Origin of the sequence: Mesorhizobium wenxiniae (assembly GCF_002284535.1) — a bacterium.
Taxonomy (GTDB): domain Bacteria; phylum Pseudomonadota; class Alphaproteobacteria; order Rhizobiales; family Rhizobiaceae; genus Mesorhizobium; species Mesorhizobium wenxiniae.
The window spans coordinates 94,825-108,843 of the sequence record NZ_NPKH01000023.1; the positions used below are offsets into that span (position 1 = coordinate 94,825).

Consider the following 14,019-nt stretch of genomic DNA (forward strand, 5'->3'; position numbering starts at 1 on the left):
CAGACATTGAACAAGGCAAAACTGACAGATGGGGGCGGCGCGTGATCCGGTCGAAATCGGGCTTCTGGTGTATCCCGGCGTTCAGGAAGCGGCAGTACTGGGCCTCACCGATCTGTTTCAGCTGGCCAACCGGCTGGCTTCCGAACGGTCGCCGGATGCGCTGAGGCTTCGCGTCACACATTGGCAGTGGCAAGAGGCGAGTCAAACGGTCATCCCCACCTTCGACAGCGAGCCCCGCCCTGGCTATGGACCTGCCATGGTCATCTTGCCTCCGACGCTGGGTGATCCGATTCCGCGCGAGGCGGCCGCGCCCTATGCCGACTGGCTCAGGGCCCGCCATGCGGCCGGCGCGACGCTCGGCTCGGTCTGCGCCGGCGCCTTTGTGCTGGCCGAGACCGGCCTGCTGTCGGGTCGTGTTGCGACCACGCATTGGGCCTATCGCGACGCGCTGGCGATACGCTTTCCCGACATCCTACTCGATGCCGACAAGCTGGTCATCGACGATGGCGACATCATCACCGCCGGCGGCTATATGGCCTGGACCGATCTCGGCCTGAAACTCGTCGACCGGGTGCTTGGGCCGACCGTCATGATAGAGACGGCCCGTTTCATGCTGGTGGACCCGCCGGGACGCGAGCAACGCTTCTACAGCCCGTTTGCTCCCAGGCTGAACCATGGCGACGAGGCCATCCTCAAGGTGCAGCACTGGCTCCAGGCGAGAGGCGCGCGCGATGTGACGCTTGCCAGCATGGCGGAGCATGCGGCCTTGGAGGAGCGGACTTTTTTGCGCCGCTTTCGCAACGCCACCGGCCTCAAGCCGACCGAGTATTGCCAGCACCTGCGCGTCGGCAAGGCGCGTGACATGCTGGAAACGACGACCCGATCCATCGACCAGATCGCCTGGGATGTCGGCTATGACGATCCCGGCTCCTTCCGCAAAGTGTTCGCCAGGATAACCGGCCTGGTGCCGGGCGATTACCGCAGGCGTTTTGGCGTGTAACGAGCGGCCCTGCCCGGCGAAAGCTGAGCGGTGGCGGTTGCGGTGTGACGAGTCTCGACTGGGACGGCCGGACGACGCGAATGGGCGGCAAACAGGATCGCGCTTATCGTCGGCTTGCTTCCCTTAGAGAGCGCTTTCGATATCGGTCCTTGAAAAATCGTCGCCGACATAAAGCAGGCGGCAGGCATGTTCCTTGGCCACCTCATAGGCGAAGCAGTCACCGAAATTGAGCGCGGCCGGGTGAATGTCCTTACCCCATTTTGCGTAGGCCTCGGCGATGCGACGCGCAGAGGCGGGCGTCACTGCCGCAATTTCGAAACCAAGCCCGTCGATCAGGCCGGACAGCTCTTCGCCGACATTGCGCCGGGCCGCGACGATCAGCGCTTCGGCCACGGTGCCGGCGGAAATCAGAATGACGTCTTCGGCCTCGAGCGCCGCGATGCAGACATCAGCCTCCGGCTCGTCAAGAACGATCGCCATCAGCGCCGAGGTATCGACCACGATCATTCAGGCAGGCCATCATCGCCGTAGAGAAAATCCTGGCTTCGCGCGGCAGATGGCCCGACCTTCGCCCTGGCGGCGCCGGATGCGCGCATCGCCTCCAGCAATGCCCGACGGCTTTTCCTGTCCGGCACTGCCTTGACCGGAACCAGGCGCACGGCCGCATGACCGTGGCGGGTCAGAATGATCTCGTCACCTGCCTCGGCACGACGCACCAATTCGGTCAGCTGTCCCTTGGCGTCTGTAACGGATACCTGCATCGCGCCTCCTCTATGGACCATCCTCTGGTCCATATTTGCAATGAAAAATAGACCATTCAACGGTCCATTACAACAGCCAAAGGCGGAGCGGGATTGCGATTATCCGTGGGCGCGGTTGCCAGTGCCGTATACGCGCGACTGGCGACCCCTCTTTGAAGGCAAGCTCGCCGGGAAGAGAACCCCAACCGCCTCATCTCCCGGCGAGCCTACAACCTGATTTGATACGCATCAGGACCGGGGTTAGCCGGCAAGGCTGACCTTGCAAAATGGATGCCAGCACTGATTTCCCGAAATGGGACACCGCCTGAGCCTGTCGTATCAGATCTCGAACTCGCCCTGCCCCTCATCCATGGCGCTGACGGTTTCGGCGGCCAGCGCCCTAGTGATCGGCGTCTTGCGCTCCAGTGCCGTGCGATCCAGCCGCTCGACCACCCGCATCGCGGTTGCCAGCGAGCGTTCGATTCGGCGCACCAGATATTGCACGACATGTGGCTCGACCTCAACCTGGCGGTCGGCGAATAGTTTGGTGATGACGCCGGCCAGCAAGTGATCGTCGGGCTCGTGGATCTCGACCGTCGCCGCCGCCTTCAGCCGCGAAGCGAGGTCCGGAAGTCTGACGCCCCAGGCGGACGGAAAGCGCCGCGCGGTCAAGAGCAAGGTCGAGCCGGCCCCGCGCACCGCGTTGATCAGATGGAACAGCCCGTCTTCATCGACCGGACCGGCATCGACATCGTCGATCAGGGCCGGCCGCGCGCCGAGGCTCGCCATGCAGTCGCCGATGCGCCCGGCGTAGACCCCCACTGCGTCGGCGCGGGCGCGCCAGATCGACGCCAGGTGGGTTTTTCCGGAGCCCGCCGGACCGGCGAGCACGACCACCGGCGACGGCCAGTCCGGCCAGCGGTCGACCAGCGCCACCGCCTGGCTGTTGGTGCCGGAGACGACGAGTTCATCGCGCGAATAACCGGTGCCGTGGCCGAGATCGAGCGGCAACTGGCGCGGCGGGTCGATCTTGTTGTGGTCGGGCATCTGGCTCAACTGCGCGGCCCACCGCTCCCGCGGCGACGCGCCGGCAGCGGCGGGACAGGTTCGGTATTGTGGCCCTTGTAGAGCGGCGAATCGAGATAGCGGGAAATGGCAAAGCGCACCAGAACAGCAACGGCGGCCGAGGCCGGCACGGCGATCAGCAAGCCGACGAAGCCGAACAGCGCGCCGAAGGCAAACAGCGAAAACATCAGCCACACCGGATGCAGGCCGACGCTTTTGCCGACCAGCCTCGGCTGCAGGATGTTGCCTTCGATAAACTGGCCGACGAAGAACACGCCGGCCACCGCCGCGACCATGGTCCAGTCCGGCCAGAACTGGACGAAGGCGACGCCGACGGCCAGCACCAACCCGGTCAGCGAGCCGACATAGGGAATAAAAGAGATCAGCCCCGCGAACAGGCCGATGAGGATGCCGAAATTCAGGCCGGTCAAGGTCAACCCGGTGGCGTACATGGCGCCCAATACCAGGCACAGCGTGCCCTGGCCGCGCACAAAGCCGGCGGTGGCGGTGTTGATGTCGTTGGCGATTGCCCTGACGGTCTGGACATAGTCGCGCGGCACCCAGCTGTCGACAATCGCCACCATGCGGTCCCAGTCGAGCAGCATGTAGAAGGCGACGACGGGCGTGACGACGAACAGGCTGACCACCGATACCAGCGCCACGCCGGAGCTCCAGATCGAGGTGAACACCGTGGTCAAAAGACCGAAGCCGGAGGTCAGCAGCGAATTCAACCCTTCGCGCAGGCCATTGGCGTCGACGCCGAAATTCTCTTCCAGCCATCTCGGATCGAAGCTGGTGATCAGGGTCTGCAGGCGGGTCAGGTATTCCGGCAGCTTGCTGGCGAAATCGGCCATCTGCGAAGCCAGCACCGGAATCAGGATGACGAAGGCCAGTACCAGAACGACGATGAAGGCAAACAGGATGACAATCGTCGCCATCAGCCTGGACAGACCGAGCCGCTGCAGCCGGTCTGCGACCGGGTCGAGGAAGTAGGCGAGCACCATGCCGGCGACGAACGGCAGCAGGATGCCGCTGAAGACATAGAGGAAGATCGCGAGGATGACGGCGCTGATCAGCCAGAAGCGGATTTGGCGGCGAAACACGCCAGACGCGGCAGCCGCAGCCTCGGCAGCCGCGTCGATGTCCTGGTCAGGTGCCCGGTGTGGAGCCTTCGCCATAGCCGCTCATATGCCTCAGCCAAGCCACGAGATAGGCCGCGGCCGAAGCCACGGTCAAGACCCCGGACAGCAATATGAGCATCGGCCTGAGCGGGTCGAGATCGATGGCGAGGGCCAGCTCGCCCAGCACCACCGCCGCCAGCCCGATCTGGATGGCGGTGTTGGCTTTCGACACGAAGAGCGGCTTCATCTCGACCGGGTGGGCCATGACGGTGGACAAAACGACGGCGCAGACGATCAGCGCATCGCGCGACACCATGGTGATGACCAGCCACAGCGGCAATTCACCAATGAAGCCCAGCACCACGAACACCGAGACCAGCAGCAATTTGTCGGCCATCGGATCGAGATAGGCGCCAAGCTGCGAAAACTGATTGAAGTGGCGGGCGATGAAGCCGTCGACGCCGTCGGAAATGCCGGCGATCAGGAAGCCGGCGAAAGCCCAGTCCCAGCGCGCCTGCAGCATGGCCAGCACCACGCCCGGCACCAGCACGAAACGCATGATCGTGATCATGTTGGGGATGGTCAAACGCATATCCCGTCGCTTCTGTTTTGATGATACATGAGGGAGATGAGAGGCTACGGCAAGTGGCGACGCTCTCTCCTCGCTCACCTGCTCCACTCCAAACCGAAAAAGAAGCTAGCGAATGTCGATGGCACAGAGAATTACAATGGCCCTGCGTGTCACACTTTGCTTTTTGGCCGGAGTGACAGAAAGCCTCCTGGCTTTCGCATCTTTTAACGACTCCACACCGCGACTCGGCCATGCATGATCATTTGACCAGTTTCGTTCTTCAACTGGTCGTCGGCCTTCTCGTGTCTTGGCCTCTCTGGTAGTGGCTGCCGCCGTGGCGTTCGCTTTAGGGCGGTCAGTCGACGTAAACCCAGATGTCTGGAGTGTGGCGGCAAGTTTGATCGCCGCCGGTTTCTCCTACGGAGTCCTCCCGAGCGGCGAGGTCAGGTCTTTAGCGACCGTCGGTGCCCTCGCCGCTGCGCTGGCGGGCATTTCTTTCTACTGCTGGAGCGTATGGAGCCCGGTTCGGCCGGTCTAATTGAACACCGCCATCGCCCGCTTGCCTTGCGGGGCAAAACCGTTCATGCGAAGAGCCCTCAAGCAAACGAAACAGCGATGAGCAGGCGCCGGAAAATGAGCAAGCGCAAGAACGGGCTCACCTATGCCGAGGCGGGTGTCGACATCGATGCCGGCAATCTCATGATCGAGAAGATCAAGCCGCTGGTGCGCGCGACGCGCCGGCCGGGCGCCGATGGCGAGATCGGCGGCTTTGGCGGCCTGTTCGACCTCAAGGCCGCCGGCTTCACCGACCCGGTGCTGGTCGCCGCCAATGACGGCGTCGGCACCAAGCTGAAGATCGCCATCGATGCGGGCAAGCACGACACGATCGGCATCGACCTCGTCGCGATGTGCGTCAACGATATCGTCGTGCAGGGCGCCGAGCCATTGTTCTTCCTCGACTATTTCGCCACCGGCAAGCTCGATCCAGACCAGGGTGCTTCGATCGTCGGCGGCATCGCCGAGGGCTGCCGGCAGGCCGGATGCGCGCTGATCGGCGGCGAGACGGCGGAAATGCCCGGCATGTATCACGGCAACGACTACGACCTTGCCGGCTTTGCCGTGGGCGCGGCCGAACGCGGCCAGTTGCTGCCGACCGACGACATCGTCGAGGGCGACGTGCTGTTGGGGCTGGCCTCGTCGGGCGTGCATTCAAATGGCTTTTCGCTGGTCCGCCGCATCGTCGCCACCAGCGGCCTTGCGTGGACCGATCCAGCGCCCTTCAACGATGAAGCCACGCTGGCCGAGGCGCTGCTCGAGCCGACCCGCATCTACGTCAAGTCGATCCTCAAGGCGATCCGTAACACGCATGGCATCAAGGCGCTGGCCCACATCACCGGCGGCGGCTTTCCTGAAAACATCCCGCGCGTCCTGCCGAAAGATTTTTCCGCTGAGCTCGATCTCGATGCCATCGAGGTGCCGGCGGTATTCTCGTGGCTGGCGAAGACCGGCGGCGTGGCGCCCGCAGAGATGATGCGCACTTTCAACTGCGGTGTCGGCATGATCCTCGCCGTCGCCTCCGGCCAGGCGGCACAGGTCGCGGCCGTCCTGCAGGAGGCCGGTGAGAGCGTGACGCCGATCGGCCGCATCGTGCCGCGCCGCGACGCCGGCGTGATCTATCGGGGCTCGATCGGCCTATGAGCGCGCGCAAACGCACCGTGGTGCTGATTTCGGGACGCGGCTCCAACATGACGGCGCTGATCGCCGCGGCCAGCAACCTGGACTATCCGGCCGAGATCGTCGGCGTCATTTCCGACCGGGCCAATGCCGCCGGTCTCGGTATCGCCGCGGCGCGCGGCATCGCCACCAAGGTGATTTCGCGAGCCGACTATACCAGCAAGGAAGCGCATGACGGGGCGATCGACGCCGCACTTGTCTCGTTCGGCGCCGAGATCGTGGCGCTGGCCGGTTACATGCGCATCCTCGGCGCGCGCTTCGTCGAGAAGTGGCTGGGACGGATGATCAACATCCACCCTGCCCTGTTGCCGGCCTTCAAGGGGCTGGATACGCATGCGCGAGCCATCCGCGCGGGCATCCGCATCCATGGGTGCACGGTGCATTTCGTCACCCTGGACATGGATGACGGCCCGATCATCGCCCAGGCCGCCGTGCCGGTGATGGTCGGCGACAATGAGGACATGCTCGCCGCGCGCGTGCTGAAGGCCGAGCACCGGCTTTATCCGCTGGCGCTCGGGCTGGTCGCCGAAGGCAAGGCGCGGATGGAGGGCGGCCGTACCGTGCTTGCCCACTTCGCCGACGATGCCGACAACAGCTCCTCCGTGGTCATGGCACCCGATCCGCTGCGCGACGAGACCGACCTCGAGCATCTGGCGCGCATCACGCCCTGAGCAGGAGAAGGCTGGCATGGCGACAACGAAGCAACTCCTTCTTCTGCGTCATGCCAAATCGAGCTGGGACGATCCTGACCTTATCGACTTCGACCGGCCGCTTTCCGGGCGCGGGGTGAAGGCCGCCCCGCGGGCCGGGCGCGAACTGGCCAGGCAGGGCTGGCTGCCGGACCTGGCGCTGGTGTCGCCGGCGCTGCGCAGCCGCGACACATGGCGGCTGGTCTCGGCGGAACTGCCGGCAAAAACGCCGGCCAAATTTGTTCAGGCGCTCTACGAGGCCAGCGCGGCAGACGTTCTCGCCAAGGTGCGGCAGGCAAATGCGGCAACGAGCAGCCTCTTGGTGCTCGGTCATAATCCCGGCCTGGAGGAATTCGCACGCCGGCTGGCCGGCGCCGGATCGGATGCCGCGGCACTCAAAAAGCTTGAAGAAAAATTCCCGACCGCAGCCCTGGCCCGCTTCGTTTTCGATGGTGACTGGGCACGGCTGGCCCTCGGCGATGCCCGGCTGACGCACTGCGTTTGGCCGAAGGATCTGCGCTAGCGCATGGGCCCGAAAATCGAAATTGATTTTTTGCTGCGCTGTCCTTCGGTTCGGAAAGGATCATGCGCAAAATTAAGTGCTGCAGCGTCCTATGCGCGTGCAAAAAACGGGGCGGGTGCTTAGGCTGAGACTTCTTGATAGGCAGAAGCAAAACGGCGGGCCAAGGCCCGCCGCACCTTGCGTTCCGGAGCTTGAGGGCTTAGCGGCCCCAGTTGCCCCGGCCTGATTGAGGCACGACGGACTGGGCCGTGCCGGACTCGGGCGTCGCATTGGTGTTGACAGCGTTGTGCTCGGTCGGGAGCAGCTTGCCGATCGAACCCGTGAACGTGTCGTCGACATTTCCAACAGGCGCATTGCCAGCGGGCGCTGCCGGCTGGTTGACGCCGTCCGAACTATAGTGGTCGCTGCCGGCAAAGGCGCTGCCTGTGGCAATGAGGATGGCGGCAGCGGTGAGAGCAATCTTGGTCATTTCAGGTACTCCAGTATTTCAGATTTTTCAGTGTTGGTGTCCGTCTCGTGGCGTGCGTTGGGAGGATTTCGCGTCGCTCGGACTACCCCGAGGTGGGCTCGCATTGGGGCGGTTTCCAATCACAAAGATGTTCCGGCCATGCCGTGAATCGGGTGCTTGAAATCCGCCAAAAGGCTTCCTTCGCCACAATCTTTGACATGATGTGTTAGGCGAATTGTCCTGCCGCGGGTGCACGGTTTTTGCTGAGCCGGCGTTCACACCGTCCTGCACGACGCGTCAACAGAAACGAACCGATCGGTTCGATTTCTGCTGAGGCACAAATGTAATTCGCAGATCTACCGGCTTTGCGTTGCTGCTCTAGACGTGCACGTCACCAAAGGAGAGTTCGCCATCGTCGCGAGCAGCCAGGAACGCGATGACCAGCAGGCAGGCATAGAGTGCGGCGACCAGCACGGCGATGACCACGCCAGGAATAGGCCCCAGGGCGGCGCTGGTGACGGCCTCGCGCACCGAACCGACGAAGCCGATGCGGACACCTTCGGTTAGAAGACCGGGAGTCGACAGTTTCAGGATCCAGGCCATCAGCAGGATCAGCAGCATGTGGATGTAGTTTCGACGCTGACGGCGCGCCAACGCCGCTCGTTGCGAAATGAGGAATTTTGGAGTGCGCAGGCTTTCGCCCACGACCAACAGCCAATCGGACGCGAAGTCCGGCTGCGGCGAGAATATCTGCTCGAAATAGTGCCGTTCGAACTGGCGCACGCGGGCCCGGTAAACCCCGAAGAAGCGATACCGCCGCGCTTCTATCCACAGCAGCAACAAAGACAAGCAGCTTGGCAAAAAGCAGCACGCCGTGATGCGCGCTGGCCGTCGAAAGCGAGACGGACAACATCGCCGCGACAACCGTTATCGCCCAATTGCTCGTCCGGTCCAGGCGGTCGCGCCACCCCGTCATGCGCAGAATCTCGGCGCGATGAAAGTGCGACATCGTGGTTACGAGTTCACCGGACGAAAGTGTCCTTCCGATGGGGTCCGGCGCCGCCAACGCTTCTGCCATCACCATACCTCCACCCGCCCACGCGAAAACGGCCGGATGGATATATCGTTCCGACGCTTCACTTCGCCGCGCGCAGCCAGACCTTATTGTCGTGGAACGCAGCACCGCCATAGGGCGCCGGCGCGTCGGCGCCGGTCAGGACGTTGATGCCCTCGCCGCGCTCGTGGGCGCTGTTCGGCCAGATACCTTCGGCGATTACGACGCCGCGCCTGATGCCTTCGAACAGTCTTGCGTGCAGCACGACTTCGCCCCGCGCATTGCCGATCTCGACGCGGTCGCCATTGGCCAGCCCATAGGCTGCCGCATCGTCCGGATGCAAAAGCAGTTCCGGCCGGCCCTCCTTGGCCTTAGACACCGGCGTCTCCGAAAAAGTCGAGTTGAGGAAATTGCGCGCCGGCGAGGTGGTCAGCCGGAACGGATGCGCCGCATCCGCCACCTCGATCAGGTCGACGTGGTCGGGGAATTCCGGCAGGCTTGCCACCGGCCCGAACAGGCCCATGCTTTTCGGCGGCCGGTTGGGCGCCGCCTGCCCGGTCCAGTCGGCGCGGAAGCGGAATTTTCCGTCCGCGTGGCCGAAGCCGTCAATAAAATGCGCCGCCTCGAAATCCGGCTGCAAATCGAGCCACTTTTCTTCCTTGAGGCTCGAAAAACTGCCGAGCCCGCGCTTGCCCAAAATGATGTCGATATGCTGCTGCTCGGTCATGCCAAAGCCAGGCCTGTCGTCAACACCGAGCCGCTTGCCGAGTTCCTCGATGACGAAATGGTTGGTGCGCGGCCCTTCCGGCGGGTCGATCAGCTTCGGACCGAGCGTGATGTGCTGGTTGCCGCCGCCCTTGTAGACATCGTCATGCTCGAGGAACATCGTCGCCGGCAGCACGACATCGGCGAGTTTTGCGGTGTCGGTCATGAACTGCTCGTGGACGCAGGAAAACAGGTCGTCGCGTAAAAAGCCCTGCTTCACCAGCCGCTGCTCCGGCGCGACATTGACCGGATTGGTGTTCTGGATCAGCAGCGCCGTCACCGGCGGGCCGCCATAAAGCGCATCCGCCGCCCCGGTCAGCACCGGGCCGATGCGCGAATGGTCGAGATGGCGGATCGCGGGGTCGCGCATCCGCGCGCCTTCCAGCAGTTCCTGGTTCAGCTTGAAGATACCCGAATTGGAATGGAAGGCGCCGCCGCCCTCATATTGCCAGCAGCCGGTGACCGCGGCGATCGAGGCTGCGGCATGCATGTTGACCGAGCCGTTGCGCTGGCGCGAGAAGCCGTAGCCGAGGCGGAAATAGGTTTTCTTCGTCGTTCCGACGAGACGGGCAAAGGCCTCGATCTCGTCGAGGGAAAGCCCGGTAATGTCAGCCGCCCATTGCGGCGTCCTCGTCCGAAGATGCGCTTCCAGACCTTGCGGGTCGTCGGTGTATTTTTCCAAATAGGCGCGGTCGGCCATGCCGTCACGGAACAGCACATGCATCACCGCGCAGGCCAGCGCGCCGTCGGTGCCGGGCTTCAGCACCAGGCCGAGATCGGCCTGCTTCATCGTCGCATTCTCGTAGACGTCGATGACGACGATTTTGGCGCCGCGTTCCTTGCGCGCCTTGATCGCGTGGGTCATGACGTTGACCTGGGTGACCACGGCATTGGTGCCCCAGATCACCACGCAGTCGGACTTGGCCATCTCGCGCGGGTCGGGACCGCGCAACGCCCCGGCGCCCATCATCCAGCCGGCCCAAGCCAGATTGGTGCAGATAGAACCGAAGAAGCCGGAGTACTTTTTCGCGTGGCGCAGCCGCTCGATGCCGTCGCGCTGCACCAGCCCCATCGTGCCGGCATAGTAATAGGGCCAGACCGTCTCCGAGCCGCATTTTGCCTCGGCCGCAATGAATTTTTCGGCGACGAGGTCGAGTGCGGCCTCCCAGCTCGCTTCCTTCCAGACGCCCTCGCCTTTGGCGCCGGCGCGGATCAGTGGCTTCAACAAGCGGTCGGGGTGATGGACGCGATCGGCATAGCGGGCGACCTTGGCGCAGATGACGCCTGACGTATATGTGTTGGCCTTTGCGCCATGGACGCGGCCGATGCGCTTGCTGTCGAGTAGCTCGACCTCGAGCGCGCAGGTCGAGGGGCAATCATGCGGACAGGCCGAATGGCCGATCCTGAGCTTGGCGTGCTGATTCATAGGGCCAAACTAGCCGTTTATGGCGGCGGCGTGTAGGGCCAGATGGCGCTACTCCGCCGTGCCTTCCTCGTATTCCGCCGACATTGACAGCCATTTTTCCTCATGGGCGGCCAGCGTCTGGGCCAGTTGCGAGCGCTCCTTGGCCAGCCGTGTCGCCGTCGACGGGTCCTTTTCATAGACCGCCGGGTTGGCGAGTTCATCCTCGATCAAGTCGATGCGCTTACGGATGCGGTCCATCAGCGCTTCGGTGGCGCGGATTTCCTTGGCCAGTGGCTCGAAGGTGGCGCGGCGTGCGGCCGCGTCGCGGCGGCGGTCGGCCTTCGAGGCTTTTTCGGCTTCGCGCTTGCCGCGGCGGTCGCCGGAGACACCGGTGACCAGCGTCTTGTAGTCATCGAGGTCGCCGTCAAAAGGATTGACCGTCCCATCCTTGACCAGCCATAGGCGGTCGGCCGTTGCCTCGAGCAGATGGCGGTCGTGCGAGATCAGGATGACGGCGCCGGGAAACTCGTTCAGCGCATGGATCAGCGATTCACGGCTGTCGATGTCGAGATGGTTGGTCGGTTCGTCGAGGATGAACAGGTTTGGGCCCTCGAAAGCCGACAGGCCCATCAGCAGTCGCGCCTTCTCGCCGCCCGACAGGTCCTTGGCGGCGGTGTTCATCTTTTCGGTGGTCAGGCCGAACTGGGCGACACGGCCGCGCACTTTCGATTCCGGCGCTTCCGGCATCAGCCGGCGGACATGCTCATAGGCGTTTTCGTTCGGCCGGAGATCGTCGAGCTGATGCTGGGCAAAGATCGCCACCTTCAGCGCGGGCGCCACCGTCATGGTGCCGGTCTCCTGCTTGAGCCGGCCCGACAGAAGCTTGGCAAAGGTCGACTTGCCGTTGCCATTGGCGCCAAGCAGCGCGATGCGGTCATCGGCGTCGATGCGCAGCGTCATCTTCTTCAGGATCGGCTGACCCTCGGTGTAGCCGACATTGACATTGTTCAGCGCGATGATCGGCGAGGCGACCGTCTTCACCGGCTCGGGAAAGGAGAACGGCCGCACGTTGTCGTTCACAATTGCGGCGATCGGCTTCATCTTCTCCAGCGCCTTGATGCGCGACTGCGCCTGTCTCGCCTTGGAAGCCTTGGCCCGAAAGCGCTCGACGAAGGATTCCATGTGCTTGCGCGCGGCTTCCTGCTTGACCCTACCCTTCTCCTGCAATTCGCGCTGCTCGGTGTATTGGCGTTCGAACTGGTCGTAGCCGCCGCGCCAGAAAGTCAGCTTCTTCTGGTCGAGATGGACGATCGAGTTGACGGCGCGGTTGAGCAGGTCGCGGTCGTGCGAGATCAGAAGTACGGTGTGCGGATATTTCGACACGTAGTTTTCCAGCCACAGCGTGCCTTCGAGGTCGAGGTAGTTGGTCGGCTCGTCGAGCAGCAGCAGATCGGGCTCGGCAAACAGCACTGCGGCGAGTGCGACGCGCATGCGCCAGCCGCCGGAGAACGACGAGGCTGGCCGTCGCTGGGCGTCGACGTCGAAGCCGAGGCCGGCGAGGATGGTGGCGGCACGCGACTCGGCCGAATGGGCGTCGATATCGGCCAGCCGCATGTGGATGTCGGCGATGCGGTGCGGATCGGTCGCCGACTTTTCCTCCTCGATCAATGCGGAGCGTTCAAGGTCGGCCTTGAGCACGATCTCGATCAGCGGCTCCTCGGTGCCGGGCGCTTCCTGCGCCACCTGGCCTATGCGCGTGTTCTTCGGCAGGCTGATCGAGCCGGTCTCGGAGGCGAGGTCGCCGGTGATCGCCTTGAACAAAGTGGTCTTGCCGGTGCCGTTGCGGCCGACGAGGCCTGCCTTGCTGCCGGCCGGCAAGGTCAGCGAGGCATGGTCGAGAAGCAGGCGTCCGGCCATGCGGAGCGAAAGGTCGTTAATGATCAGCATGGCCGCGCTTTTGCACGGGACGTCAGCGCTTCGCAAGAGCTTGAGCGCCGGTTGGCCGCATAAGGCATGAAAATGGCCGGCGGCGGCAGATTGCCTGATGCCGCGGGAGGAAAGATCCGATCGCCGGCCTCACCGGATCAGAGAGCCAGCCCTGGGTTGGGCCGGGAACCTGCTGCGACGGCGCGGCGCCTTGCGAGCATCGGCTTCTCGCATCTGAAAATGGCAGTTTTGTCACATTTGTCAGTTGATTCACTGCCAACGCGGTCGTCTTCCGCGATCGCCCCATGACGCAACAGCAAGACTCAGCTATCTCTAGGTATGCGGCGGACCTGATACCCGCCTGGCCGGCGTCATCGCTCCCTCCCAAGCGGCGCCGGCCACTTTTTCTGCGTTCCATCACTGCGCCGGCGGCGTGCCGGGTTGATCATCGCCTGACGTCGACTTGGGTGCAGGGTCGACCTGCGGGTTTTGATCGGCGCCGGGGGCCTTTGTCGGTGGGATGTTGTTATCGCAAGCCGCGACAGCCAGCGCTGCCGCCAAAACGAGCCAGGTTGGGGCCAGCAAAATTGAGAGCTTGTTCATTGCAACCTCCTGTCATCGGGCAAACGAGACGGTGCCGATTTGGTTGCACGCTCAGGCAGAGCTCGGGGCGCTCGGAAAGCGGGGAACAAAACGAGAGAGCGAGGAACAAAACGCGGGCTCTTCGGTTGGTCCACACCAATGGAGAAAATCATGATCCGTCTGCTCATAGCCGGTGCCGCCGTCTACGTGGCCTACCGTATAGTCAGGGAAATCATTGACGAGGTGCCCGATGACTTCGATCCGCTGTTGCTGCCGCCTCCCGATGACGACAAGTCGTTGCGGCAGCAGTCGGCGGCAATGGGCGTAGAGCCCGAGCGCTAAGTCCAGTTCATCGGCTGGTGCGCCAGTAGAAACGGACGCATCGATCGCAACTTT

At 63.5% G+C, this 14,019-nt stretch carries 14 protein-coding genes and 1 pseudogene; 5 read left to right on the forward strand and 10 right to left on the reverse strand.

Translation table 11 applies throughout. The features are described from left to right. Positions 1–28: 28 nt before the first annotated feature. Complete coding sequence (locus CIT31_RS16915) at positions 29–1,000, forward strand: GlxA family transcriptional regulator (protein WP_095519569.1); 972 nt, start codon at positions 29–31, stop codon at positions 998–1,000. A 123-nt stretch (positions 1,001–1,123) separates the two neighbouring features. Here CIT31_RS16915 and CIT31_RS16920 read toward each other — a convergent pair whose 3' ends face one another. The 5 genes from CIT31_RS16920 to CIT31_RS16940 all read right to left on the reverse strand — a co-directional run bounded on the left by CIT31_RS16920 (position 1,124) and on the right by CIT31_RS16940 (position 4,512). Continuing rightward, positions 1,124–1,507 (reverse strand): type II toxin-antitoxin system VapC family toxin, encoded by a 384-nt coding sequence (locus CIT31_RS16920; RefSeq protein ID WP_095519570.1) that lies wholly within the window; start codon positions 1,505–1,507, stop codon positions 1,124–1,126. Beyond that, complete coding sequence (locus CIT31_RS16925; protein ID WP_029354283.1) at positions 1,504–1,761, reverse strand: type II toxin-antitoxin system Phd/YefM family antitoxin; 258 nt, start codon at positions 1,759–1,761, stop codon at positions 1,504–1,506. The genes CIT31_RS16920 and CIT31_RS16925 overlap by 4 nt, the downstream gene beginning before the upstream one ends. Before the next feature lie 318 nt (positions 1,762–2,079). Continuing rightward, positions 2,080–2,787: a DnaA regulatory inactivator HdaA gene (hdaA, locus tag CIT31_RS16930; RefSeq protein ID WP_095519571.1), complete on the reverse strand. Its 708-nt coding sequence runs from the start codon at positions 2,785–2,787 to the stop codon at positions 2,080–2,082. Positions 2,788–2,792: 5 nt separating this feature from the next. Beyond that, the gene (locus tag CIT31_RS16935) at positions 2,793–3,983 is read right to left on the reverse strand and encodes an AI-2E family transporter (RefSeq protein WP_095519572.1); all 1,191 of its coding nucleotides are present in this window, start codon (positions 3,981–3,983) and stop codon (positions 2,793–2,795) included. Then, on the reverse strand, positions 3,955–4,512 hold the full coding sequence (locus CIT31_RS16940) for a CDP-alcohol phosphatidyltransferase family protein (protein WP_095519904.1): 558 nt from the start codon (positions 4,510–4,512) through the stop codon (positions 3,955–3,957). Before CIT31_RS16940 ends, CIT31_RS16935 begins: the two co-directional genes overlap by 29 nt. 618 nt (positions 4,513–5,130) lie before the next feature. Here CIT31_RS16940 and purM point away from each other — a divergent pair. From purM to CIT31_RS16955, 3 genes are read left to right on the forward strand one after another with little or no spacing between them, the layout of a single operon-like run. After that, positions 5,131–6,195: a phosphoribosylformylglycinamidine cyclo-ligase gene (gene purM / locus CIT31_RS16945; protein ID WP_245316345.1), complete on the forward strand. Its 1,065-nt coding sequence runs from the start codon at positions 5,131–5,133 to the stop codon at positions 6,193–6,195. Continuing rightward, positions 6,192–6,902 (forward strand): phosphoribosylglycinamide formyltransferase, encoded by a 711-nt coding sequence (purN, locus tag CIT31_RS16950; RefSeq protein WP_095519573.1) that lies wholly within the window; start codon positions 6,192–6,194, stop codon positions 6,900–6,902. The genes purM and purN overlap by 4 nt, the downstream gene beginning before the upstream one ends. A 16-nt stretch (positions 6,903–6,918) precedes the next feature. Continuing rightward, positions 6,919–7,443, forward strand: coding sequence for a SixA phosphatase family protein (locus tag CIT31_RS16955; RefSeq protein WP_095519574.1), 525 nt, complete (start codon positions 6,919–6,921; stop codon positions 7,441–7,443). A 199-nt stretch (positions 7,444–7,642) separates the two neighbouring features. Here CIT31_RS16955 and CIT31_RS16960 read toward each other — a convergent pair whose 3' ends face one another. The 5 genes and pseudogenes from CIT31_RS16960 to CIT31_RS16980 form a co-directional block, all read right to left on the reverse strand. Beyond that, entirely contained in the window at positions 7,643–7,912 is a 270-nt protein-coding gene (locus CIT31_RS16960) for a DUF680 domain-containing protein (RefSeq protein WP_095519575.1), read from the reverse strand. 357 nt (positions 7,913–8,269) lie between these two features. Next, positions 8,270–8,969: pseudogene (locus CIT31_RS16965) on the reverse strand (DUF2270 domain-containing protein). A 58-nt stretch (positions 8,970–9,027) separates the two neighbouring features. Further along, positions 9,028–11,136 carry a molybdopterin-containing oxidoreductase family protein gene (locus CIT31_RS16970; protein WP_095519576.1) on the reverse strand — a complete coding sequence of 703 codons (2,109 nt, stop codon included), beginning with the start codon at positions 11,134–11,136 and terminating at the stop codon, positions 9,028–9,030. 48 nt (positions 11,137–11,184) lie between these two features. Then, entirely contained in the window at positions 11,185–13,062 is a 1,878-nt protein-coding gene (locus CIT31_RS16975; protein ID WP_095519577.1) for an ABC-F family ATP-binding cassette domain-containing protein, read from the reverse strand. 396 nt (positions 13,063–13,458) lie between these two features. Next, the gene (locus CIT31_RS16980) at positions 13,459–13,644 is read right to left on the reverse strand and encodes a hypothetical protein (RefSeq protein WP_029354302.1); all 186 of its coding nucleotides are present in this window, start codon (positions 13,642–13,644) and stop codon (positions 13,459–13,461) included. Between the two features lie 150 nt (positions 13,645–13,794). On the opposite strand from CIT31_RS16980, the gene CIT31_RS34280 reads away from it, so the two are divergent. After that, entirely contained in the window at positions 13,795–13,965 is a 171-nt protein-coding gene (locus tag CIT31_RS34280; protein WP_095519906.1) for a hypothetical protein, read from the forward strand. The last annotated feature ends 54 nt before the right edge of the window (positions 13,966–14,019 follow it).

Coding starts and splice junctions, on each gene's coding strand:
- CIT31_RS16915 (WP_095519569.1), top strand. CDS start 29: ATGGGGGCGGCGCGTGATCCGGTCGAAATCGGGCTTCTGGTGTATCCC.
- CIT31_RS16920 (WP_095519570.1), bottom strand. CDS start 1,507: ATGATCGTGGTCGATACCTCGGCGCTGATGGCGATCGTTCTTGACGAG.
- CIT31_RS16925 (WP_029354283.1), bottom strand. CDS start 1,761: ATGCAGGTATCCGTTACAGACGCCAAGGGACAGCTGACCGAATTGGTG.
- hdaA (WP_095519571.1), bottom strand. CDS start 2,787: ATGCCCGACCACAACAAGATCGACCCGCCGCGCCAGTTGCCGCTCGAT.
- CIT31_RS16935 (WP_095519572.1), bottom strand. CDS start 3,983: ATGGCGAAGGCTCCACACCGGGCACCTGACCAGGACATCGACGCGGCT.
- purM (WP_245316345.1), top strand. CDS start 5,131: ATGAGCAAGCGCAAGAACGGGCTCACCTATGCCGAGGCGGGTGTCGAC.
- purN (WP_095519573.1), top strand. CDS start 6,192: ATGAGCGCGCGCAAACGCACCGTGGTGCTGATTTCGGGACGCGGCTCC.
- CIT31_RS16955 (WP_095519574.1), top strand. CDS start 6,919: ATGGCGACAACGAAGCAACTCCTTCTTCTGCGTCATGCCAAATCGAGC.
- CIT31_RS16960 (WP_095519575.1), bottom strand. CDS start 7,912: ATGACCAAGATTGCTCTCACCGCTGCCGCCATCCTCATTGCCACAGGC.
- CIT31_RS16970 (WP_095519576.1), bottom strand. CDS start 11,136: ATGAATCAGCACGCCAAGCTCAGGATCGGCCATTCGGCCTGTCCGCAT.
- CIT31_RS16975 (WP_095519577.1), bottom strand. CDS start 13,062: ATGCTGATCATTAACGACCTTTCGCTCCGCATGGCCGGACGCCTGCTT.
- CIT31_RS16980 (WP_029354302.1), bottom strand. CDS start 13,644: ATGAACAAGCTCTCAATTTTGCTGGCCCCAACCTGGCTCGTTTTGGCG.
- CIT31_RS34280 (WP_095519906.1), top strand. CDS start 13,795: ATGATCCGTCTGCTCATAGCCGGTGCCGCCGTCTACGTGGCCTACCGT.